General features: G+C 67.0%; 18 protein-coding genes. 12 read left to right on the plus strand and 6 right to left on the minus strand.

The genetic code is table 11. The annotated features are described in order from the left end of the window. Positions 1 to 17: 17 nt before the first annotated feature. The 5 genes from urtC to LGR54_RS12140 all read left to right on the plus strand — a co-directional run bounded on the left by urtC (position 18) and on the right by LGR54_RS12140 (position 4,359). Entirely contained in the window at positions 18 to 1,103 is a 1,086-nt protein-coding gene (gene urtC, locus LGR54_RS12120) for an urea ABC transporter permease subunit UrtC (RefSeq protein WP_230362494.1), read from the plus strand. An 11-nt stretch (positions 1,104 to 1,114) separates the two neighbouring features. Next, complete coding sequence (urtD, locus tag LGR54_RS12125) at positions 1,115 to 1,882, plus strand: urea ABC transporter ATP-binding protein UrtD (RefSeq protein ID WP_230362224.1); 768 nt, start codon at positions 1,115 to 1,117, stop codon at positions 1,880 to 1,882. Positions 1,883 to 1,893: 11 nt separating this feature from the next. After that, positions 1,894 to 2,583 (plus strand): urea ABC transporter ATP-binding subunit UrtE, encoded by a 690-nt coding sequence (gene urtE, locus LGR54_RS12130; RefSeq protein WP_230362225.1) that lies wholly within the window; start codon positions 1,894 to 1,896, stop codon positions 2,581 to 2,583. A gap of 76 nt (positions 2,584 to 2,659) precedes the next feature. Then, positions 2,660 to 3,895, plus strand: coding sequence for a formamidase (gene fmdA / locus LGR54_RS12135; RefSeq protein ID WP_230362226.1), 1,236 nt, complete (start codon positions 2,660 to 2,662; stop codon positions 3,893 to 3,895). A gap of 95 nt (positions 3,896 to 3,990) precedes the next feature. Next, positions 3,991 to 4,359 (plus strand): zinc ribbon domain-containing protein, encoded by a 369-nt coding sequence (locus LGR54_RS12140; RefSeq protein WP_230362227.1) that lies wholly within the window; start codon positions 3,991 to 3,993, stop codon positions 4,357 to 4,359. A gap of 130 nt (positions 4,360 to 4,489) precedes the next feature. Here LGR54_RS12140 and ggt read toward each other — a convergent pair whose 3' ends face one another. Beyond that, on the minus strand, positions 4,490 to 6,271 hold the full coding sequence (gene ggt / locus LGR54_RS12145; RefSeq protein ID WP_370638191.1) for a gamma-glutamyltransferase: 1,782 nt from the start codon (positions 6,269 to 6,271) through the stop codon (positions 4,490 to 4,492). Between the two features lie 339 nt (positions 6,272 to 6,610). Here ggt and LGR54_RS12150 point away from each other — a divergent pair, with 339 nt between their 5' ends. Together LGR54_RS12150 and LGR54_RS12155 are read left to right on the plus strand one after the other, a co-directional pair. After that, positions 6,611 to 7,084, plus strand: coding sequence for a YaiI/YqxD family protein (locus LGR54_RS12150; protein ID WP_230362228.1), 474 nt, complete (start codon positions 6,611 to 6,613; stop codon positions 7,082 to 7,084). A 35-nt stretch (positions 7,085 to 7,119) separates the two neighbouring features. Further along, positions 7,120 to 7,878 carry a 3-keto-5-aminohexanoate cleavage protein gene (locus LGR54_RS12155; RefSeq protein ID WP_230362229.1) on the plus strand — a complete coding sequence of 253 codons (759 nt, stop codon included), beginning with the start codon at positions 7,120 to 7,122 and terminating at the stop codon, positions 7,876 to 7,878. Positions 7,879 to 7,881: 3 nt separating this feature from the next. Here LGR54_RS12155 and ppc read toward each other — a convergent pair whose 3' ends face one another. After that, entirely contained in the window at positions 7,882 to 10,677 is a 2,796-nt protein-coding gene (gene ppc / locus LGR54_RS12160; RefSeq protein ID WP_230362230.1) for a phosphoenolpyruvate carboxylase, read from the minus strand. 277 nt (positions 10,678 to 10,954) lie between these two features. Between ppc and LGR54_RS12165 the strand changes: the two genes are divergently transcribed. Next, positions 10,955 to 11,131 carry a hypothetical protein gene (locus LGR54_RS12165; RefSeq protein ID WP_230362231.1) on the plus strand — a complete coding sequence of 59 codons (177 nt, stop codon included), beginning with the start codon at positions 10,955 to 10,957 and terminating at the stop codon, positions 11,129 to 11,131. Between the two features lie 117 nt (positions 11,132 to 11,248). Beyond that, positions 11,249 to 12,262: a TIM44-like domain-containing protein gene (locus tag LGR54_RS12170; protein WP_230362232.1), complete on the plus strand. Its 1,014-nt coding sequence runs from the start codon at positions 11,249 to 11,251 to the stop codon at positions 12,260 to 12,262. Between the two features lie 90 nt (positions 12,263 to 12,352). Here LGR54_RS12170 and LGR54_RS12175 read toward each other — a convergent pair whose 3' ends face one another. The 4 genes from LGR54_RS12175 to LGR54_RS12190 form a co-directional block, all read right to left on the minus strand. Further along, a complete protein-coding gene (locus tag LGR54_RS12175) occupies positions 12,353 to 12,745 on the minus strand; it encodes a DUF805 domain-containing protein (RefSeq protein WP_230362233.1) in 393 nt (130 codons plus the stop codon). A gap of 130 nt (positions 12,746 to 12,875) precedes the next feature. Next, positions 12,876 to 13,268, minus strand: coding sequence for a DUF805 domain-containing protein (locus LGR54_RS12180; RefSeq protein ID WP_230362234.1), 393 nt, complete (start codon positions 13,266 to 13,268; stop codon positions 12,876 to 12,878). A gap of 74 nt (positions 13,269 to 13,342) precedes the next feature. Beyond that, on the minus strand, positions 13,343 to 15,940 hold the full coding sequence (gene uvrB, locus LGR54_RS12185; RefSeq protein ID WP_230362235.1) for an excinuclease ABC subunit UvrB: 2,598 nt from the start codon (positions 15,938 to 15,940) through the stop codon (positions 13,343 to 13,345). Positions 15,941 to 15,995: 55 nt separating this feature from the next. After that, positions 15,996 to 16,793 carry a phosphodiesterase gene (locus tag LGR54_RS12190; protein WP_230362236.1) on the minus strand — a complete coding sequence of 266 codons (798 nt, stop codon included), beginning with the start codon at positions 16,791 to 16,793 and terminating at the stop codon, positions 15,996 to 15,998. Positions 16,794 to 17,100: 307 nt separating this feature from the next. On the opposite strand from LGR54_RS12190, the gene LGR54_RS12195 reads away from it, so the two are divergent. From LGR54_RS12195 to LGR54_RS12205, 3 genes are all read left to right on the plus strand, one after another. Then, on the plus strand, positions 17,101 to 17,796 hold the full coding sequence (locus LGR54_RS12195; protein ID WP_230362237.1) for a cysteine hydrolase family protein: 696 nt from the start codon (positions 17,101 to 17,103) through the stop codon (positions 17,794 to 17,796). 80 nt (positions 17,797 to 17,876) lie between these two features. After that, positions 17,877 to 19,487, plus strand: coding sequence for a regulator (locus LGR54_RS12200; protein ID WP_230362238.1), 1,611 nt, complete (start codon positions 17,877 to 17,879; stop codon positions 19,485 to 19,487). Between the two features lie 203 nt (positions 19,488 to 19,690). Further along, positions 19,691 to 20,194 carry a peptidoglycan-binding protein gene (locus tag LGR54_RS12205; RefSeq protein WP_230362239.1) on the plus strand — a complete coding sequence of 168 codons (504 nt, stop codon included), beginning with the start codon at positions 19,691 to 19,693 and terminating at the stop codon, positions 20,192 to 20,194. Positions 20,195 to 20,234 lie beyond the last annotated feature (40 nt).

Genomic DNA, 20,234 nt, shown 5'->3' on the forward strand with positions numbered 1-20,234 from the left:
TCCTGCGCCCGCAGGACATGATCGGGATCGCGATCCTCGCGATCCTGCTGGTGGTGGTCCTGCCGCTGACGCTGGACAATTTCCGCCTGCAATTCGTCGGCAAGTACCTCACCTATGCCTTCGTCGCGCTCGGCCTGGTGCTGTGCTGGGGCTATGCCGGCATCCTCTCGCTCGGCCAGGGCGTGTTCTTCGGCCTTGGTGGCTACTGCATGGCGATGTTCCTCAAGCTGGAAGCCTCCAGCGTCGAGAACACCAAGATCCAGACCACGCCGGGCATCCCCGACTTCATGGACTGGAACCAGATCACCGAACTGCCGCTGATGTGGCAGCCCTTCAACAATCTCGGGCTGACGATCGTGGCCGTCATCCTGGTGCCGGCGCTGTTCGCCTTCATCGTCGGCTTCGCGATGTTCAAGCGGCGGGTCGGCGGCGTCTATTTCGCCATCATCACCCAGGCGCTCGCCGCGATCCTGACCATCCTGATCGTCGGCCAGCAGGGTTATACCGGCGGTATCAACGGCATCACCGATCTGCGCACCCTGCACGGCTGGGACATCCGCACCGATGCCGCCAAGACCATCCTCTACTTCGTCTGCGTCGGCCTGCTCATCGCCTGCATCCTGCTCGCCTATTACGTGAAGTCGTCCAAGCTCGGCCGCATCCTCGTCGCCATGCGCGACAAGGAGGACCGCGTCCGCTTCTCCGGCTACGATGTCGCCAGCTTCAAGGTGTTCGTGTTCTGCCTCGCCGCGTCGCTCTCGGCGATCGGCGGCGCCATGTTCACCCTGCAGGTCGGGTTCATGTCGCCCTCCTTCGTCGGCATCGTGCCGTCGATCGAGATGGTGATCTACACCGCGGTCGGCGGGCGCCTGTCCATCCTCGGCGCGATCTACGGCACGCTGCTGGTCAACTGGGCGAAGACCTCGTTCTCCGAGAGCTTTCCGGAGCTGTGGCTGTTCGGCCTCGGCGGCCTGTTCATCGCCGTGGTGCTGATCTTCCCGAATGGCCTCGCCGGCCTTTGGCAGACCTATGTCGCCCCGCGCCTCGGACCGCTGTTCGGCGGGTCGGCGAAGCGCGCCGCCGCCCCTGCCGTTGCGGAATAGGAGCCGGAACCATGAACGCCAATGTCATCAGCGACCAGATGAACAAGGACTTCGTGCTGGCGGTGGAGGGGCTCACCGTCTCCTTCGACGGCTTCAAGGCGGTCAACGACCTGTCCTTCTATGTCGACGAGAACGAGATCCGGGTGATCATCGGCCCCAACGGCGCCGGCAAGACCACGGTGCTCGATCTCATCTGCGGCCGCACCAAGGCGACCGCCGGCTCGATCCGCTTCAAGGAGCGCGAGCTGACCAGGATGAAGGAGCACGAGATCGTCCGCGCCGGCGTCGGCCGCAAGTTCCAGAACCCGTCGATCTACGAGGACCTCACCGTCTTCGAGAACCTGGAAATCTCCTACCCGAAGGGCCGCACCGTCAGGGGCGCCCTCACCTTCCGCCGCGACGCGGCGGTGAAGGAGCGGGTGCAGGAGGTCGCCGAGACCATCTTCCTCGCCGACCAACTCGACCAGCGCGCCGAATATCTCTCGCACGGCCAGAAGCAGTGGCTGGAGATCGGCATGCTGCTGATCCAGGACCCCGAGCTGCTGATGCTCGACGAGCCGGTGGCCGGCATGAGCGTCTCCGAGCGCAAGAAGACCGCCGAGCTGCTCAACCGCATCATCAAGGATCGCTCGGTGATCGTCATCGAGCACGACATGAAGTTCGTCGAGGACATCGCCCACAAGGTGACGGTGCTGCACCAGGGCAAGATCCTGTCGGAAGGCTCGATGGCCAAGGTCCAGGCGGACCCCAAGGTCATCGAAGTCTATCTCGGTCACTGAGGAGGCACGCCATGCTCGATATCGCCGACCTCCACGTCTCCTACGGCCAGAGCGAGGTGCTGCACGGCCTCGACATCAAGGTGGCGCCGAACGAGATCGTCGCCATCATGGGCCGCAACGGCATGGGCAAGACCACGCTGATGAAGTCGCTCATGGGCATCGTGCCGACCAAGAGCGGCTCGGTCACTCTCGGCGCCACCGACATCACCAAGCTCAAGAGCTATGAGCGGGTCGCCAACGGCATCGCCTATGTGCCGCAGGGCCGCATGATCTTCTCCACCATGACGGTGCAGGAGAACATCGAGACCGGCCTGATCCCGCGCGGCGAGATCAAGGTGCCGCCGGACCTCTACGAGCTGTTCCCGGTGCTCTTGGAGATGAAGGGCCGTCGCGGCGGCAACCTCTCCGGCGGCCAGCAGCAGCAGCTCGCCATCGCCCGCGCGCTCGCCACCCAGCCGAAGGTGCTGCTGCTCGACGAACCGACCGAGGGCATCCAGCCCTCGATCATCCGCGAGATGGCGCGCACGCTGAAGCGCATCCGCGACGAGCGCGGCCTGTCCATCGTGGTGTCGGAGCAGGTGCTGTCCTTCGCCCTCGATATCGCGGACCGGGTGCTGGTGATCGAGAACGGCGAGATCGTCCATGAGGACAAGCGCGCCGATGTCGACGAGGCCAAGGTCGCGCGCTTCCTCTCCGTCTGAGGCCCGGCACCGGCCCGCGGGCCGGCGCCCCATTTCCAAACCTTCCGCATGCAGTCCAAGGGGAACGGAGTTCGCCATGCCTGAAACACTGATCTCGGTCGACCTGTCGAAGCCGGCCACGGAGAACGAATACCTGCACAATCGCTGGCATCCGGACATTCCGATCGCCACCTGGGTCGAACCCGGCGCCGACTTCCTCGTCGAGACCGTCGACTGGACCGGCGGCGCCATCGCCAACAATGATTCCGCCGACGACATCCGCGACGTCGACCTGTCGACCGTGCACTATCTCTCCGGCCCGATCGGGGTGAAGGGCGCCAAGCCCGGCGACCTGCTCGTCGTCGACATCCTCGACGCCGGCACGCTGAAGGGCCATGAATGGGGCTTCAACGGCTTCTTCTCCAAGAAGAACGGCGGCGGCTTCCTCACCGATCATTTCCCGTTCGCCCAGAAGTCGATCTGGCACTATGAGGGCATGTTCACCCGCTCGCGCCACGTGCCGGGCGTCGGCTTCGCCGGCCTCATCCATCCCGGCCTGATCGGCACCCTGCCCTCGCAGAAGCTGCTCGACACCTGGAACGCCCGCGAGCAGGCGCTGATCGACACCAACCCGACCCGCGTGCCGCCGCTCGCCAACCCGCCGGCGCCCAAGACCGCGCATCTCGGCAAGCTCGGCAAGGGCGACGCCTGGGACAAGGTGGCCGCCGAAGGCGCCCGCACCGTGCCGCCGCGCGAGCATGGCGGCAATTGCGACATCAAGGACCTGTCGCGCGGCTCCAAGATCTATTTCCCGGTCTATGTCGACGGCGCCGGCCTCTCCATGGGCGACATGCATTTCTCCCAGGGCGACGGCGAGATCACCTTCTGCGGCGCCATCGAGATGTTCGGCGCCTGGCTGCACATCAAGGTCGACCTGATCAAGAACGGCATGGAGATGTACGGGATCAAGAATCCCATCTTCAAGCCGTCGCCGATCACGCCGAACTACAAGGACTACTTGATCTTCGAGGGCATCTCGGTCGACGAAAGCGGCACGCAGCACTATCTCGACGCCAATGTCGCCTATCGGCAGGCCTGCCTCAACGCCATCGAGTACCTGAAGAAGTTCGGCTATTCCGGCGCGCAGGCGCACTCGATCCTCGGCGTCGCGCCGGTGCAGGGCCATCTGTCCGGCGTGGTCGACATCCCGAATTCCTGCGCCACGCTGTGGCTGCCGACCGAGATCTTCGATTTCGACATCAAGCCCTCCTCGGCCGGTCCGACCAAGTTCATCGACGGCTCGGTCGACATGCCGATCTCGCCGGACCTCTGACCCCCTTTTTGGTCCGGTGGGCGGGACGGTGGCGACGCCGTCCCGCTCTCTCATCGAGGAAACGCCCCCAAAGGAAACGCCCGAGGAGAAGGCACATGCCCGTCTATGAATATCTCTGCGACGACTGCGGCGACTTCACCGCCCTGCGCCCGATGAGCGAATACCAGTCCCCGCAGCCCTGCCCCGATTGCGGCACGATGGCCCCGCGCGTGCTGCTCACCGCCCCGCACTTCACCTCGATGTCGCGGGCGAGCCTGACCGCCCACGCGGGCAACGAGCAGGCGCGCCACGCGCCGATGAGCGTCGACGGCTACCGGGAAAAGCAGGAGCGCGCGAAGCATGCCGCCGGCTGCTCCTGCTGCTCGGGCGGCATGAAGAGCCGCACCAAGAAGAACCGTACCGCCACCTCGGCGAGCGGCGCCAAGAGCTTCCCCTCGGCGCGCCCGTGGATGATCAGCCACTAAAGCGTTTCCGTGAAATCCGGTTCACCGGAAACGCTCCAGCTCTTTGTTTCTGCGCAATTCCTTTCGCAAAACCGCTGCGCACTTTTGCGGGAATTGCTCTAGGGGCAGGTACCGCTTTCCGGCGGCACGCTCACTCGCCGATCACCGCTCCTTCGCGGCGCGGATCGGCGGCGCCGGTCAGCCCGTCCGGGCCGATCAGCACCGCCTGGACGCCGGAGGTCATCGGCGCCGTCTTCACCTTGTAGCCGAGCGCCGTGAGCTTCGGCGCCAGCGCCTCGGCCGGCGTGCCCTGCTCGACCTCCACCTCGTTGAAGCGTGCCAGCACGTTCGGCGCGGCGATGGCGGCGGGCAGGTCCATGCCCCAGTCGAGATGGGCGATCAGCGTCTTCGCCACATAGCCGATGATCTGGCTGCCGCCGGGCGAGCCCAGCGCCAGCAGCGGCTTGCCGTCCTTCATCACGATGGTCGGCGCCATGGAGGAGCGCGGCCGCTTGCCGGGCTCGACGCGGTTGGCGATCGGCACCCCGTCGCGCTGCGAGCGGAAGGAGAAGTCGGTCAGCTCATTGTTGAGCAGGAAGCCCCGCACCATCAGCCGCGAGCCGAAGCCGGCCTCGATGCTGGAGGTCATCGAGGCGACGTTGCCGGCCTTGTCGACGATGGTGATCTGCGTCGTCGAGGGCAGCTCGATGGATTCGTCATTGGCGCGCTTCGGCGCCAGCATGGCGTGGCTCCAGGTCGGCGTGCCCGGCGCCACTTCCGGCAGCGCGTCGTCGCCGCGCAGCAGCTCGGCGCGGCTCTTGAGATAGTCCGGCGCCAGCAGCCCCTTGGTCGGCATCGGCACATAGTCCTGATCGGCCATGTAGCGGTCGCGGTCGGCGAAGGCGAGCCGCGAGGCATCGGCGATCAGCCGCCAGGATTCCGGCGAATCCGGCCCCAGAGCCTTGAGGTCGTAGGAGTTCAGCATGCCGAGGATCTGGCCGACCGTGAGCGCGCCCGAGCTCGGCGGCCCCATGCCGCACACATCGAGGCCGCGATAGTCACCGCACACCGGCGCGCGTTCCTTCACCCGGTAGGCGCGCAGATCCTCCAGCGTCAGCACGCCGGGATTGCCCGACGCCCCGCGCACCGTGCGCACGATGTCGCGAGCGACCGGGCCGCGATAGAAAGCGGCCGAGCCGTAACGCGCCATCTGGCGCAGCGTGTCGCCATAGGCCGGGTTCTTCAGCGTCGTCCCGGCGGCGAGTGGGGCGCCCTTGTCGTCGAAGAAATAGGCGGCGGTGACCGGGTTGGCCTTCAGCGTCTCGGCGTCTTCGGCGATCAGCTTGGAGAGGCGCGGCGACACCGGGAAACCGTCCTCGGCGAGCCGGACCGCCGGGCGGAACAGATGCGCCCAGGCGATATGGCCGTAGCGCCGGTGCACGAAATCGAGCAAGCGCGGCAAACCGGGCGTGCCGACCGAGCGCCCGCCCACCACCGCCGACATGAATTTCAGCGGCTCGCCCTTGGCGTCCTGAAACAGCGTCGGCGTCGCCGCGCGGGGAGCCGTCTCGCGACCGTCGAAGGTGGTCAGCTTGCCGGCCGCCGCGTCCCAATAGACCAGGAAAGCGCCGCCGCCGAGGCCGGAGGATTGCGGCTCGACCAGCCCGAGCACCGCCTGCGCCGCCACCAGCGCGTCGATGGCGTTGCCGCCATTGCGCAGCGCCGCCGCGCCAGCGCGGGTGGCGAACGGATTGGCCGTCGCCACCATCCAGTTCTTGGCGGTCACCGACTTGGCCTCCGCCGCGATGGCGCTCGGCGCTTCCGGTGCCTGGGCGTCCGAGGCCTGCTGCGCAAGGCCGGGGGTCGCCATCAGGGACAGCGCCAGCAGCCATCCAAGGGGCCTGTTCAGGACGTTGCCAAAGGCACTGCGCATCTTCACCTCCCGCGTCGAACCGCTCACCGAACATGTCACACCGCAACCCGATGTGAACAGTCGTGCCGTAAGGGAGGATGACGTCGGCGCGAATCACGTTAAGCTCACATCGTCGTCAACAATCGAAAGGAGGTGATCCAGTGTCTGATCGTCTTGATCCGCGGTCGTCGGTATCTGTGACCTGGACGCTTGCCTCTTGCGAGGTCCGTGCCGCGTGATGCGACACATCGCACCGTCCTTCGGACGGTTACCGGACCGGACCGCGGTCTGACATGGGAAGGGCTGCCCCTGGGGCAGCCCTTCTTTCTTTCCACGACCTTTTCATCCGCACAGAATACCTTGACGAGACCCATCATCATCTATGTCGACGCCGACGCCTGCCCGGTGAAGGACGAGACCTATCGTGTCGCCGAGCGCCACCAGCTCAAGGTGTTCGTCGTCGCCAACAGCTTCGTCAACGTGCCGCGTGCCGACTGGATCGAGCGGGTGATCGTGCCGGCCGGCGCCGACGTCGCCGACGACTGGATCGTCGAGCGGGTGGAGCCCGGCGACGTCGTCGTCACCGCCGACGTACCGCTCGCCGCACGGGTGGTGGCCAAAGGCGCCGAAGCCTTGGCGCCGGGCGGCAAGGCGTTCACCGCCTCGTCCATCGGCCTGCAACTCGCCACCCGCAACCTGATGCAGGACCTGCGCGAAGCCGGCGCGGTCACCGGTGGCCCCCGCCCGTTTTCGCCGCGCGACCGCTCGGAATTTCTCCAAGCGCTGGAGAGAACCGTCTCCCGCTTGAAACGAATGGGCTTCCAAGCGGGTTAAGGAGTAGGCTTCACTCATCGAAAGGGACGCCGCTCATGCTTCAGGCCTGCCTCAACGGTTCGCGCGACAAGGCCTTCCATCGGGACACTCCCTTCACCCCCACCGAGCTCGCCTTTCAGGCGGAAACGGTGGTCGCGGCCGGCGCCGGCGAACTGCACCTGCACCCGCGCGACGACAGCGGCGCCGAAACGCTCGATCCCGCCCATATCGCCGAGGCCTTGCTCGCCATCCGCAAGCGGGTGCCGGGCGTGCCGGTCGGACTGTCCACCCATGCCGGCATCGCCCCCGGCGGCGCGGGACGGCTCGCCGCCGTCGCCGCCTGGACCGAGCGGCCGGACTATGTGTCGGTGAACCTCGTCGAGGCGGACGCCCCGGAAATGATCGCGCTCGCCCTCGCGCGCGGCATCGGCGTCGAGGCCGGCCTGTGGTCGGTCGAGGACGCCGAGCGCTTCGTCAAGCTCGACACCGCGCCGAAATGCCTGCGCATACTCCTCGAAATCAACGAACAGGACGAGGCGGAGGCGCTGGCGGTGGCCGCCGGCATCCGCACTGTGCTCGCCCGCGCCAGCCTCGATGTGCCGATCCTCCAGCACGGCTACGACGCCAGTGTCTGGCCGCTCTATCGCGACGCGCTGATGCGCGGCCTCGACGGGCGCATTGGGCTGGAGGACGGCAAGCACCTGCCGGACGGCGAGATCGCCGCCGGCAATGCCGACCTCATCAAGGCGGCGTTCCTGATGGCGCGGGTGCCGCCGAACCTCGCTCCCGAGGCGACGCCGGCACCGCCCGCCTGACGCTCAACCCGAATTGCGCAACCCGGCCGAGATGCCGTTGATCGTCAGCTGGATGCCCTGCAGCACCTTCTCGTCGGTATCGTTGGCGCGATACTTCCGGAGCAGTTCGACCTGTACATGGTTGAGCGGGTCGATATAGGGGAAGCGGGCGCGGATCGAGCGGTCCAGTGCCGGGTTGGATCCCAGCAGCTTCGACTGCTCGGAGATCGACAGCAGCGCATCGATCGCCGCCTGGTGCTCGGCGCGGATACGCCCGAAGATGCTCTCGCGCAGCTCCGCATCCTCCACCAGCTTGGCGTAGCGCGAGGCGATGGCGATCGAGCTCTTCGACAGCACCATGTCCATGTTGGACAGCTGCGTGCGGAAGAACGGCCATTCGCGGTACATCTCCTGCAGCAGCGGCAGGCCGTCGGGGTTCTTGGCCAGCCATTCGCGGATGGCGGTGCCAAAGCCGTACCAGCCCGGCAGCATCAGCCGGCACTGCGCCCAGGAGAACACCCACGGAATGGCGCGCAGATCCTCGATCCGCCGCGTCTTCTTGCGCGAGGCGGGACGCGAGCCGATGTTCAGCGTCGCGATCTCGTTGATGACGGTGGATTCCCAGAAATAGTCCTCGAATCGCGGGGTCTCGTAGACGAGGCCGCGATAGGCCTTGAAGGCGGAATCCGACAGCGCCTCCATCACCGTGAGATATTCCTCGCGCGGCGCCTTGGCATCGCCGGAGAGCAGCGTCGCCTCCAGCGTCGCGGCGGCGAGGGTTTCCAGATTGCCGCGCCCGACCTGCGGGTGCGAGTACTTGGAGGAGATGATCTCGCCCTGCTCGGTGATGCGGATCAGCCCCTGCACCGCCCCGCCCGGCTGGGCGAGGATGGCGTCGTAGCTCGGCCCGCCGCCGCGGCCGACCGAGCCGCCGCGACCGTGGAACAGCCGCAGCCGCACGCCATGGCGCTTGAACACCTCGATCAGCTCGATCTCGGCCTTGTAGAGCTCCCAGCCGGAGGTGACGAAGCCGCCGTCCTTGTTCGAGTCGGAATAGCCGAGCATCACTTCCTGCATGCCGCCGCGGCTGTCGACCAGCTTGCGGTATTCCGGCAGGCGGAACATCTGCTCCATCACGCGGGCGGAGTTGCGCAGGTCTTCGATGGTCTCGAACAGCGGCACGATGTTCACCGCCGCCGAGCCCGCCGGATCGACGAGCCCGACCTCCTTCAGCAGCAGCGCCAGCTCCAGCATGTCCGAGACGCCCTCGGCCTTGGAGATGATGCAGGTCTGGATCGCCTCGGGCCCGTAGACCTTGTGAATGCGGGCGCAGGTGCGCAGCATCTCCATCTCGCCGACGGTCTCGTCGGAATAGCTGGCGAAGGGCGAGGTCAGCGGCCGCGCCGTCGCCAGTTCGCGCAGCAGCAGCGCGACGCGCGTGCCTTCCGGCAGGCTCTTATAGCCGGTGCCCGGCGCCGCCACCTCGAACAGTTCGGCGACGCAGCGCTCGTGCACGTCGGAATTCTGGCGCGAATCCAGGATGGCGAGGTGGAATCCGAAGCAGTCCACCGCGCGGCGCAGCTCGCGCAGCTTGCCGCGGGCGATGGCGCCGGACTTGTGGGTCTTGAGCGAACCGTCGATCACGTCGAGATCGGCGCGCAGCTCCGCCGCCGAGGCGTAGGGGCGCACATTCGGCTTGTCGGAGATGCCGGCGAGGTCGGCGACCTCGAGGCGGAACGCCGTGGCCTTGAGCCGCCCGATGATGGCGGTGACGGCGAGGCGGTATGGCTCGTTGCGCCGGTGCGGCGACAAATCGGGGGAGGAATCCACCAGCTCCAGCAGTTCCTCGGACACCGCGACCCGAATGGTGCTGATCGACAGCTCGGCGCCGAGCTCGTCGAGTTCCTGCAGATAGAAGCGCACCGCCAGCGCGCCCTGCATGCGCATGGTCTCGCGGGTGACGTCGGCGGTCACGAAGGGGTTGCCGTCGCGGTCGCCGCCGATCCAGCTGCCCATGCGCAGGAACGAGCCGACCTCCGGAGCGTCGGTCCCGGCGCCCTCGATACCGGCGAGCCGATCCTCCAGCGACGCATAAAGCCGCGGCAATTGCCTCAGGAATGTGTAGTCGTAATAGGCGAGGCCGTTGGCCACCTCGTCGAGCACGGTCAACTTGGTCTTGCGGAGCAGGTTGGTCTGCCACAGCGTCAGCACCCGCCGGCGCAGCTCGTCGTCGATCAGCGCGAACTCTTCCGGCGTCGGCTCGATGGTGCGCTCACGCTCGGCGAGCAGCTCGGCGATGCGCATCTCATGCGTCATGGTGCTGCGCCGGCGCACCTCGGTCGGGTGCGCGGTCAGCACCGGGCTGGCCAGCGCGGTGTCGAAGAACTTGCGCAGCCCTTCCGTCGAGACGCCCTCCTCCATCGCCCGCTCGATGGCATTCGCCAATGTCCCGGGGCGCGGCCCCTGGCCGGCGGCGGCCTGCGCACGGCCACGGCGGATCACGTGCTGGTCCTCGGCGATGTTGGCGAGGTGGGAGAAGTAGCTGAAGGCGCGGACGATCGAGATGGTCTCGTCAGGGTCGAGGCCGAGCAGGATGTCCTCCAGCTCGCGGCGCGCGCCCTGGTCGTCCTCGCGATGGAAGCGGGTCGAGACCCGGCGGATGGTCTCCACCAGGTCGAAGGTCGGCTCGCCCTCCTGGTCGCGCAACGTGTCGCCGAGCACGCGGCCCAGCATGCGGATATCGTCGCGCAGGGACTGATCGATGCCGGCGTCGACCTCGGGTTCGGAATCCGGCTGGGCGAGGGTGAGGGCAAAGGACATCGCTTTTTCGCTCCCGTGATCGACACAACATAGCAATTAGCATGCCGGGGTGTGGCCATTTGGCCTCAGCATTCCCAAATCCACAGGGGTTAGGCTGCTGCCGTTGAGTTACCTGCTAATTGCCCAGAACCCGCCGTGATTCTGAACGAAACAGCGGCTCTCATGAACGGACCGGTCAGTCCTCATTCAGGAATGCGGGTCTATAAAGGTGCCGTGCCTACCATTGAAAGATGTCGCATCGCCTAACCGCGTATCGCGTATCAAAGAGGATAGAGTTATGTCCGCCGTCAGGAATCGCGCCGAGGAACGAGTTCCCGCCGCGCTCCGCCAGCCCGCCGCCGCCCTCAAGACGGTCTCGCGCGCTACCGAATCCCCCGTCGAGAAGCAGGCCCCGCACGTAGCCCCCGCGCCGGTCGGCTCCATCGCCGCCATCGAGACCCAGCTCGGCTTCTGAGCTTCGGTCCCTCCTCCCACAGGCTTGATCGCCCGGGGAGGTGACAAACGGTCATGGCCTCCCCATATGCTGACGCAGCGTCACGTCGTGACCCCCGTGTCAGCTCCGAGAGAGGCCATGCGCATAACGTCCCTGTTTCGACTGCCTACCCTGGCCACCGCCGCGCGCGTCAGCGCGGCGGCCCTGATCGTGGCCGGCAGCCTGATCGCCGTCGTTCCCGATGCCGATGCCCGCGTGGGCGGCGGCAGGAGCATGGGAAGCCGCGGCGCGCGTACATGGTCGGCCCCGGCGCCGACACCGACCTCCCCCTCGGCCCAGACCATGCAGCGTTCCGCCGCCCAGCCGGGCGCGACGGCGACCAATCCCGGCATGGCGGCTCCCGCGCGTCAGGGCGGCTTCTTCAACCGTCCCGGCTTCATGGGCGGGTTGATGGGCGGCCTGCTCGGCGCCGGCCTGTTCGGCCTGTTGATGGGCGGCGGCTTCTTCTCCGGCCTCGGCAGCCTTGCCGGCATTCTCGGCCTGATCCTGCAGGTCGCGCTGATCTTCATCGTCGTCCGGCTGGCGATGCGCTGGTTCGCCTCGCGCAACGCGCCGGCTGCCGCGCAGGGCCCGCAGCCCGGCGCCCCGCTGGCGCGCGACATGCTCGGCGGCGGCTCCGCTCCGGCGTCGAGCGGCGCGGCCACCGGCCGCTCCGGCTTCGCCAGCCGGCCGCGCGGTCGGCCGCTCCAGCTGCAGGGCACCGATTTCGACGCCTTCGAGCGCAGGCTCGGCGAGGTGCAGGAAGCCTATGGCCGCGACGACCGCGCGGCCCTGTCGCAGCTGATGACCCCGGAAATGGCGGGCTATGTCGGCGAGGAGCTCGACGGCTACGCGCGGGACGGCCTGCAGAACCGCCTCAGCGACGTGAAGCTGCTGCAAGGCGACCTCTCCGAGGCCTGGACCGAGGACGGTCGCGACTTCGCCACCGTCGCCATGCGCTACCAGCTCAAGGACACGGTGATCGAACGCGACACCGGCCGCCTGGTGCAGGGTGACCCGGACCGCCTCGAATCCGTGGTGGAGTTCTGGACCTTCACCCGTCCCGCCAATGGCGGCGAGTGGACCGTGAGCGCCATCCAGCAGGGCGGCTAGCCCACCTCCGGCACATGCCGGGGCCAAGGCAGAACGTCGATGGCCTCCATGACGGGCAACCCGTCATGGAGGCTTTTTCTTGCGCGCGCCTCAGAAGCGGGACAGCGGATCCGGCCCGAAGCGGTTCGGCCCCTCGGTTCCCTTGAAGAGGAACCAGATCGTCACGATCAGCGCGCCGATGCCGGTCAGCCCGAGCAGCAGCCACCAGCCGGTACGGTCCATGTCGTGGAAGCGGCGCACGCTCAGCGCTATCGACGGCAGGATCAGCGCGATGCCGACAATCGTGGTGAGCGGCGTGAACACATGGAAGTCGCCGGTGGCGATGAACGAGAACGCACCGAACAGAGCGAGGTCGACGAAGCCCAGCGCCCAGTTCAGCAGGATGGTGAACAGCACCCACCACCAATATTCCGAACGCGGCGCCCGCCCCTCGAAGGTGGCGTATTTGCCCAGCACGCTGGAGATCGCCTGCGTGAAGCCCATGGAATCCTCCCTGCCCTCAGGTCTGTAGACGGACGGAAGACCCGTCGCATCGTCAAGTCCTTGATGGATCGCAATCCACCCGCCATCGCGAGGATCGAGTGCGGCGCGCCATCCCCCAGCACCTGCCGCTTCAGAATTGGCCAAGCGGATCCGGCCCGAAGCGGTTCGGCCCCTCGGTCCCCTTGAACATGAACCAGACGAGGACGACGAACGCACCGATGCCGGTGAAGATGAGCAATTGCCACCAGCCGGTGCGGTTCATGTCGTGGAACCGCCGCGCGCCCACGGCGAAGGACGGGATCAACAACGCCAGCTGGGCAAGGCTGTAGAGCGGCGACAACGCCTGCGTCTCGCCATGCTGGACGAAATAGACCCCATGGAACAGCACCAGGTCCAGAAGGCCGGCGATCCACGGCGCCAGCACGCCGAACAGCGTGAACCACCAGAGCTCCGAGCGCGGCGCGCGCCCATGAAAGGTCGCGTATTTGCCGAGCACGCTCGACACCGCCTGAAAGAAGGTCATTTTGCCAGCCCTTTGAAGAGCTCCCCTCCCCTCAAGGAAGGCGAGCTCGGCATGGCTGTCATACCCCGCCACCGTCACCGCTTCGGCGCGCGTCGGCCGCCCTTGCGATAGCCCTTCGTCATCGGATCTGGACGCTCCGGGCGGGTCCAGTCGCTGGCGCTCAGCGGCTCGGTGCGGTCGGTGCCCGGCCCCATATCGTCGAGCGAGGGCCGGACCACCCGCGAACTCGGCGGCGGATCGCCGGCATCGTAGCCCGCCTGCGCCTCGTCCGCCCGCGCCTGATGGCCGGACGAAACATGGCCGGGCGAGGAGCGCGAACCGCCCTTGCCGCCCGCCTTGCCGCCCCTGCCCTTCGTCTCCGGCAGATTGGCGGCGCGGCCATATTTGCGCTCGCCGCGATAGCCGCCGGTGCGGTCGTCGATGGCGTCCTGCCGCGCCAGCGGATCGTCGGAGATCGCCAGCTCGGTGGCCTGCAGCCGCTTGACCTCGTCGCGCAGCCGCGCCGCCTGCTCGAAATCGAGGTCGGCCGCCGCCGCGCGCATGCGCTTCTCCAGGTCGGCGATGACGGCGGCGAGGTTGTTGCCATAGGCGGCCGGCGCCTCGGCGAGACCACTGTCCACCGTGACGTGGTCGCGCTCATAGACACTGTTGAGGATGTCGCCGATCGCCTTCTTCACGCTTTCCGGCGTGATGCCGTGCTCGACATTCCACGCCACCTGCTTGGTGCGGCGGCGCTCGGTCTCCGCCATCGCCCGCTCCATCGAGCCGGTGATGTTGTCGGCATAGAGCACCACCCGCCCGTCGACGTTGCGCGCGGCGCGGCCGATGGTCTGGATCAGCGAGGTCTCCGAGCGCAGGAAGCCCTCCTTGTCGGCATCGAGAATGGCGACCAGCCCGCATTCCGGGATGTCGAGGCCCTCGCGCAGCAGGTTGATGCCGATCAGCACGTCGAAGGCGCCGAGGCGGAGGTCGCGCAGGATCTCGATGCGCTCGATGGTATCGATGTCCGAGTGCATGTAGCGCACCCGGATGCCGTTCTCGTGCAGATATTCGGTCAGGTCCTCCGCCATTCGCTTGGTGAGCGTCGTCACCAGCGTGCGGTAGCCCTTGGCGGACACCTGCCGCACCTCGCCCAGCAGGTCGTCGACCTGCGTGCGCGCCGGGCGCACCTCGACCGGCGGGTCGACGAGGCCGGTCGGGCGGATCACCTGCTCGACGAACACGCCGCCGGTGCGCTCCATCTCCCACGGGCCGGGGGTGGCGGACACATGCACGGTCTGCGGCCGCATCGCCTCCCATTCCTCGAAGCGCAGCGGCCTGTTGTCCATGCAGCTCGGCAGGCGGAAGCCATATTCCGCCAGCGTCGCCTTGCGGCGGAAGTCGCCGCGATACATGGCGCCGATTTGCGGAATCGTCACATGGCTCTCGTCGCAGAAGATCAGCGCGTTGTCGGGGACATATTCGAACAGCGTCGGCGGCGGCTCGCCGGGGCGGCGGCCGGTAAGCCAGCGGGAATAGTTCTCGATGCCGGCGCAGCTTCCCGTCGCCTCCATCATTTCGAGGTCGAAGGTGCAGCGCTGATCGAGCCGCTGCGCCTCGAGATAGCGGCCCATGGCGTTGAGCTCGTCGAGCCGCATCTTCAGCTCGGCCTTGATGCCCTGGATCGCCTGGATCAGCGTCGGACGCGGCGTCACGTAATGCGAATTCGCATAGACCTTCACGAATTTCAGGTCCTGCGACTTGTTGCCGGTGAGTGGGTCGAACTCCTGAATCGACTCCACCTCGTCGCCGAACAGCGACACCCGCCACGCGCGATCCTCGTAATGCGCCGGGAAGATCTCGATCACATCGCCGCGCACCCGGAAGGTGCCGCGCGCGAAGTCGCCCTGGATGCGCTTGTACTGCAGCGCCACGAGGTCGGCGAGGATGCCGCGCTGGTCGATGCGGTCGCCCACCTCGATCTTGAAGGTCATCGAGGCATAGGTCTCGACCGAGCCGATACCGTAGATGCAGGACACCGAGGCGACGATGATGACGTCGTCGCGCTCCAGCAGCGAGCGGGTGGCCGAGTGGCGCATGCGGTCGATCTGCTCGTTGATCGACGATTCCTTCTCGATGAAGGTGTCGGTGCGCGGCACATAAGCTTCCGGCTGGTAGTAGTCGTAATAGGAGACGAAATACTCCACCGCATTGTCGGGGAAGAAGCTCTTGAACTCGCCATAGAGCTGCGCCGCCAACGTCTTGTTCGGGGCGAGCACCAGCGCCGGGCGCTGCACGCGCTCGATAACGTTGGCCATGGTGAAGGTCTTGCCCGAGCCGGTGACGCCGAGCAGCACCTGGTCGCGCTCGCCCTGATTGGCGGCATCCACCAACTCGGCGATCGCCTGCGGCTGGTCGCCATTCGGCGTGTAGTCGGACTGGATGACGAATTTTACGCCACCTTCCGACTTCTCCGGCCGCGGCGGCCGGTGCGGCACCCACACCTGCCCGTCGACCTCCGGGCGGCCGGTCTCGATCAGCGCGGAGAGCGCCGCCACGGTGGCGGAGGCGCCCGAGGTCGGCGCCACGCCGAGCTTCTCGGCGAGGACGGGATCGAGCGTGGCGGGTTGCGCGGGTTCGAAGGCGCGTTGGGAGCGCTCACCGAATCCGCCGGGACGTGCAGCTTTGGCCATGGGCCGGAATATGGGGCCTCGCCCCCTCTGTGGAAAGGGCTACGGGCACCGCCGCTCAGAAGAACGGATAGGGACCGGGGAAGTGGCCGATCGGCACGTAATGCGTCACCAGCCCGCTCCCCGGCGTCCAGCGATGCAGCAGCATCGCCGGCGGCTCCACGAAGGAGGCCGGCTCGGCGTCGGGGCGCAGGCGCAGCGCGATGGCGGTGGTGGTGCTCGGCGCGGTGACCAGCATGGTTCCGCCGAAGCGCGCCTGCATGAAGCGGTGGATGTGCCCGCACAGCACCCGCTCGACCTGCGGATGACGCGAGAGGACCGCGGCGAGACGCTCCCCGCCCCGGCAATTATAGTCGTCGATATAGGGGATGCCGCTGAGAATGGGCGGCTGGTGCATCATCACCAGCGTTGGTCGGTCCGGCTCGGCCGCCAGCACGGAATCCAGCCAGCAACTGGCCTCATCGTCCACCTCACCGTAATGCTCGCCGGGCACGGTGACGTCCAGCCCGACGACCCGCACCGGCCCGAGATGCCCCACCGCGAAGTGCAGCGGCCCGGTCTTCGGCAGGTGCGGATGCCCGGCGAAGCAGGCGCGAAACGCCTCCCGCTCGTCGTGATTGCCGGGGATCGCCAGCAGCGGCACGCCGATGCCGGCCAACCTCTCGGCGGCCAGCTTATATTCGGCCGGCATGCCTTCATCGACGACATCGCCGGTAAGCAGCATCGCATCCGGACGTGGATCGAGCCGGGCAAGCGCGTCGAGCGCCGCGACGAACATGGCGTTTGAATCGACAAGCCCTTGATAGAGCTGGCCTTCCGGCCGCAGATGCGGATCGGACAGATGAGCGAGAAGCATGCTGTGGCCTCGATGGTGACGCGTGGCAGTCGAGCATCCCGTCAACGCGCCGGCAATGGGCATCGCCGCACGGCCGCCGCCCGCGGGTGCGGCAGAAGCCAAAAATGCACACAAAATGACCAAATATGTATTCACCATCTGAATGATCGTAAAATTGCACACTCGTTAAATTTCAATAGGTTACACAAATATAAGCCTAATTTTTAGCCATGGCACACTTAATGCATACATTTACGTATGCAACCGGCGACGGCTTCGATCCGTCTGGCGTCGCCGCGTCCCCGACATACCGAGAACGGAGAAGCCGATGCCTGTCCTCGCTGCCGAACCGACGCCGCTGCCATTCGATCCCGCCCGCGCGGCGCTGGTCATTATCGACATGCAGCGTGACTTTCTCGAACCCGGCGGCTTCGGCGAGACGCTGGGCAACGACGTTTCGCTCCTGCAAGCAGCTCTCGGACCTTGCAAAAATGCCCTCGCCGCCGCCCGCGCCGTCGGCATGCTGGTGATCCACACCCGCGAGGGGCATCGCCCCGACATGGCCGACGCTCCGCCCGCCAAGGTCGAGCGCGGCGAGCCGACCGCCCGCATTGGCTGCGCCGGCCCGATGGGCCGCATCCTGATCCGCGGCGAGGCCGGCCACGACATCATCGCCGAACTCTACCCCGCCGAGAGCGAGGTCGTGCTCGACAAGCCCGGCAAGGGCGCCTTCTACCAGACCGACCTCGAACTCATCCTGAAGAACCGCGGCATCGACACGCTGCTGGTCTGCGGCGTCACCACCGAGGTCTGCGTCCACACCACCATCCGCGAAGGCAACGACCGCGGCTATCGCTGCGTCGCGCTGGCGGATTGCTGCGCTTCCTACTTCCCCGAATTCCACCGCGTCGGCCTCGAGATGATCAAGGCCCAGGGCGGCATCTTCGGCTGGGTGTCGGACAGCACCGCCTTCATCGCCGCCCTCGGCGCCGACGCCGCCGGCAGCGCTGCCGCAGCCGCCTGACCCCAGTGCCTTCCGCCGGCCCGGCCGGCCCCAGCCTGCGCATGCGCCTCTCCGCCACGCCCCTTCGAGGAGCCCCGAGCATGTCTGCGACGTCGATGTCCCCGCTTTCGCCCATGCGCACCGGCATGCGGCCAACCCTTTGGACCAAGGGCGACTGGAACGCCCTGTTCGGCTTCGGCACCAACATCCTGGTCAACATGCTGGTGCTCACCGGCCTGTTGCAATTCGTGCTGAAGATGCCGTCCGAGATCGTGTTCGGCCGCATCCTGCCGGCGGTCGGGCTGATGATGTTCCTGTCCACCGCCTACTACGCCTATCTCGGCTACCAGCTCGCCAAGAAGACTGGCCGCGACGACGTCTGCGCCCTGCCCTCGGGCATCTCGGTGCCGCACATGTTCGTCGTCGTCTTCGTCATCATGCTGCCGATCGGCGCCGCCTCGGGCGACCCGGTGCAGGGCTGGGAGGCCGGCCTGGTCTGGGTGTTCTTCCAGAGCTTCATCCTGATGATTGGCGGCTTCGTCGCGCCCTATATCCGCAAGATCACCCCGCGGGCGGCACTGCTCGGCACGCTCGCCGGCGTCTCGGTGGCCTTCATCTCGATGCGCCCGGCCTTCGAGATCTTCACGACCCCGGTGATCGGGCTGACCTGCTTCGCGGTCATCATGGTCAGCTGGTTCGGCGGGGTGAAGTACCCGAAGGGCATCCCCGCCGGCCTCATCGCCATCGCCGTGGGCATGATCATCGCCTGGGGCTCGAACCTGTTCGGCCTCAACTATGGCGGCATGAGCGTCGCCAAGGTCGGCGACGCCTTCGCCAATTTCGGCTTCTCGATCCCGCTGCCCGCCTTCGACCACGTGTTCCACGGCTTCAACTATCTCGGCGTCATCCTCGTCACCGCCATCCCCTTCGGCATCTACGACCTCGTCGAGGCGATGGACAATGTGGAGAGCGCCGAGGCGGCGGGCGACCACTACCCCACCACCCGCGTGCTCACCGCCGACGGCGTGATCAGCCTGATCGGCTGCCTGATGGGCAACCCCTTCATCAACGCCGTCTATATCGGCCACCCCGGCTGGAAATCGATGGGCGGGCGCATCGGCTACTCCGCCGCCACCGGGCTGATGGTGATCGTGCTCTCCTGGTTCGGCATCATCGCGCTGCTGCTGGCGCTGATCCCGGTCGTCGCCATCTCGCCGATCCTGCTCTACATCGGCATGCTGATCGGCGCGCAGGCGTTCCAGACCACGCCCTCGCGCCATGCCCCGGCGGTGATCCTGGCGCTGACGCCGCATCTCGCCGCCTGGGCGAAGCTGCTCATCGACAACTCGCTCGGCATGGCCGGCACCTCGGCCCACGCCATCGGCATGGATAAGCTGGGCGCGGTCGGCGTGCTCTATCATGGCCTCGAGGTCATGGGTGGCGGCGCTATCCTGGTCGGACTGGTGCTCGGTGCCATCGCCGTCTTCGTCATCGACCGCAAGTTCACCCAGGCCGCCGCCTTCGCCCTTGCCGGCGCCGTGCTCACCTTCTTCGGCTTCATGCATGGCGAGACGGTCGGCATCGCCGTCACGCCCGGCGTATCGCTGGCCTATGTGGTGGTGGCGGGCTTCCTCTTGGTCTGCGCCCGCTATGCCGAGGTGGAGGCCCTGCCGCCGGCCGAGATCGAGGCCGAGCCGGCACCGGCCGAATAAGCGGGTTCCGTCCCGCACCGGCGGCGGGGGGCGGATAGCCGGCGGTCCTGGAGACGGAAAGCGTCGGGCGTGCGATTTCGGTCGCGCGCCCGACGTTTTTGCCTTGGCCGTCATGATTCATACCGTAAAGTCCTCGCTTGGGGGTATGTGGACGCCGATGCACCGGCGGAATGGCGGGCGCGTCCAGCAAGGAGGAACTAGCCGTGTCGATCTTGAAAAAGGGACTTGCCGGTACTCCGGTCAAAATCCTGCAGGAAAAGCTTGGCGTCCCCGCGGACGGCCAGTTCGGCTCGAAAACCGAGGAAGCGCTGAAGGCCTATCAGAAGGAGCACGGGCTGTCGGCCGACGGCATCGCCGGCCCCGATACCTTCGCGGCGCTCGGCCTTTACGAACTCATTCTTCTGAAGGTCGGCACCTCCGGCGAGACCGTCAAGAAACTGCAGACGGCCCTCAGCCTCGACGCGGACGGCAAGTTCGGCGCCGGCACCAAGAAGGCCGTCCAGGACTATCAGGCGAAGAACGGCCTCGAGGCGGACGGCTTTGCCGGCCCGGCGACGCTGGCCAAGCTCAGCCTGTTCGCCCAGATCACCCCGGACGTCGTCTCCAAGTCGCAGATCGCGCCGGGCAGCGCGCCGGTGGAGGCTTCCGCCGCCGGCGAGGCCCCGCCCAAGAGCATCTGGGCGACGATCAAGGGCTTCTTCAGCTAGGATCGAGAGCCGCGCGCCGATGGTGGCGCGCGGCTTCTTC

It is taken from the genome of Ancylobacter sp. Lp-2, assembly GCF_020523795.1.
In the GTDB taxonomy this organism is placed as follows: domain Bacteria; phylum Pseudomonadota; class Alphaproteobacteria; order Rhizobiales; family Xanthobacteraceae; genus Ancylobacter.

Coding starts and splice junctions, on each gene's coding strand:
- LGR54_RS12170 (WP_230362232.1), top strand. CDS start 11,249: ATGCGCATAACGTCCCTGTTTCGACTGCCTACCCTGGCCACCGCCGCG.
- urtD (WP_230362224.1), top strand. CDS start 1,115: ATGAACGCCAATGTCATCAGCGACCAGATGAACAAGGACTTCGTGCTG.
- fmdA (WP_230362226.1), top strand. CDS start 2,660: ATGCCTGAAACACTGATCTCGGTCGACCTGTCGAAGCCGGCCACGGAG.
- LGR54_RS12200 (WP_230362238.1), top strand. CDS start 17,877: ATGTCTGCGACGTCGATGTCCCCGCTTTCGCCCATGCGCACCGGCATG.
- urtC (WP_230362494.1), top strand. CDS start 18: ATGATCGGGATCGCGATCCTCGCGATCCTGCTGGTGGTGGTCCTGCCG.
- LGR54_RS12180 (WP_230362234.1), bottom strand. CDS start 13,268: ATGACCTTCTTTCAGGCGGTGTCGAGCGTGCTCGGCAAATACGCGACC.
- uvrB (WP_230362235.1), bottom strand. CDS start 15,940: ATGGCCAAAGCTGCACGTCCCGGCGGATTCGGTGAGCGCTCCCAACGC.
- LGR54_RS12155 (WP_230362229.1), top strand. CDS start 7,120: ATGCTTCAGGCCTGCCTCAACGGTTCGCGCGACAAGGCCTTCCATCGG.
- LGR54_RS12165 (WP_230362231.1), top strand. CDS start 10,955: ATGTCCGCCGTCAGGAATCGCGCCGAGGAACGAGTTCCCGCCGCGCTC.
- ppc (WP_230362230.1), bottom strand. CDS start 10,677: ATGTCCTTTGCCCTCACCCTCGCCCAGCCGGATTCCGAACCCGAGGTC.
- ggt (WP_370638191.1), bottom strand. CDS start 6,271: ATGCGCAGTGCCTTTGGCAACGTCCTGAACAGGCCCCTTGGATGGCTG.
- urtE (WP_230362225.1), top strand. CDS start 1,894: ATGCTCGATATCGCCGACCTCCACGTCTCCTACGGCCAGAGCGAGGTG.
- LGR54_RS12190 (WP_230362236.1), bottom strand. CDS start 16,793: ATGCTTCTCGCTCATCTGTCCGATCCGCATCTGCGGCCGGAAGGCCAG.
- LGR54_RS12175 (WP_230362233.1), bottom strand. CDS start 12,745: ATGGGCTTCACGCAGGCGATCTCCAGCGTGCTGGGCAAATACGCCACC.
- LGR54_RS12140 (WP_230362227.1), top strand. CDS start 3,991: ATGCCCGTCTATGAATATCTCTGCGACGACTGCGGCGACTTCACCGCC.
- LGR54_RS12195 (WP_230362237.1), top strand. CDS start 17,101: ATGCCTGTCCTCGCTGCCGAACCGACGCCGCTGCCATTCGATCCCGCC.